1 protein-coding gene is annotated in these 1,608 nt (G+C 73.1%); it reads left to right on the top strand.

What is annotated here, in order from left to right; genetic code table 11:
- The first annotated feature begins 229 nt into the window (after positions 1-229).
- Positions 230-1,489 carry a DUF4032 domain-containing protein gene (locus ACFWH7_RS18385; protein ID WP_141389984.1) on the top strand — a complete coding sequence of 420 codons (1,260 nt, stop codon included), beginning with the start codon at positions 230-232 and terminating at the stop codon, positions 1,487-1,489.
- The last annotated feature ends 119 nt before the right edge of the window (positions 1,490-1,608 follow it).

Below are 1,608 nucleotides of genomic sequence, written 5' to 3' on the forward strand. Positions count from 1 at the left end.
CCGCGACGGTCGACGGCGAGGAGGTCACCTCGACCGTCGACGTCGAGCACGACGCGCTCGACTGCGCCTGACGGATCTCCGGGTGCGTGGCTCGTCGGGCCAGCACCCGGGGCCACCCCCCAGCACGGCCCGGCGCCCGCCGGCCTCGACCCGAGGTCGGCGGGCGCCGTCGTCGTGCCGAGGGGACGACGACGCACCCACATCGGCCGCCCGACGAAGACCGTGGACAATGGACCCCGTGACGGTGCACAACCTGCAGATCACCGCGTCGGCCCCCGACCCGGCTCTCCTCGACCTGCCCTGGGACATCCCGCTCGAGGAGTGGCCGGCCGAGACCCTCGCGGCGCTGCCGCGCGGTATCTCCCGGCACATCGTGCGGTTCGTCCGCCTCTCCGGGCGCGTCATCGCGATCAAGGAGATCGGCGAGACGGTCGCCTACCGGGAGTACGAGCTGCTGCGCCAGCTCCGTCGGCTCGAGGTGCCGAGCGTCGTCCCGGTGGGGGTCATCACCGGGCGCCAGGACGCGGACGGCGAACGGCTGGAGGCGGTGCTCATCACGGAGCACCTCCAGTTCTCGCTCCCCTACCGCGCGCTGTTCAGCCAGGCGCTGCGCCCCGACACGGCGACCCGCCTCATCGACGCGCTCGCCGTGCTGCTCGTGCGCCTGCACCTGGTCGGCTTCTACTGGGGCGACGTGTCGCTGTCGAACACGCTGTTCCGGCGCGACGCAGAGACCTTCGCCGCGTTCCTCGTCGACGCGGAGACGGGCGACCTGCACCGCGAGCTCTCGCCCGGCCAGCGCTCGTACGACGTCGACCTCGCGCGCACCAACATCATCGGCGAGCTCATGGACCTGGCCGCCGGCGAGCTGCTCGACGAGGACGTGGACGAGGTCGCGATCGGCGACGCGCTCGTGGCGCGCTACGAGGAGCTGTGGGAGGCGCTGACCACGTCGGAGTCGTTCGACGCGAACGAGCGGTGGCGCGTCGCGGCGCGCATCGAGCACCTCAACAACCTCGGGTTCGACGTGGACGAGCTCGCGATCACGACCGACATCGACGGCACGACCGTGCAGATCCAGCCGAAGGTCGTCGACGCGGGGCACCACTCACGGCGCCTGCTGCGCCTCACCGGCCTCGACGTGCAGGAGAACCAGGCCCGCCGCCTGCTCAACGACCTGGACTCGTTCCGTGCGGCGGCCGAGCGCCAGAACGACGACGAGGAGTTCGTCGCGCACGACTGGCTCAGCGGCGTGTTCGAGCCCACGATCCAGGCCGTGCCCCGCAACCTGCGCCGCAAGCTCGAGCCGGCGCAGCTCTTCCACGAGATCCTCGACCACCGCTGGTTCATCTCCGAGCGCGCCGGGCGCGACGTCCCGATGGCGGAGGCGACGCAGTCGTACGTCGAGAACGTGCTGCGCCACCGGCCGGACGAGAAGGCGATCCTCGGCCTCGCCCCGGGCGAGAAGGACCCGGAGTACTACGGCTGACCACGCGTCGGGGGCCCCCCCCGCCCCCGCCCCGGGGGGGGGCCCCCCGCACGCGGTGGGGAAGGTCGCCCGCGCCCGGGGCGCCGCCCCCCGGAACGGAGAGAGCCGCGGGGCCGCGC

This window comes from Cellulosimicrobium cellulans (assembly GCF_042723955.1).
Taxonomy (GTDB): Bacteria; Actinomycetota; Actinomycetes; order Actinomycetales; family Cellulomonadaceae; genus Cellulosimicrobium; species Cellulosimicrobium cellulans_H.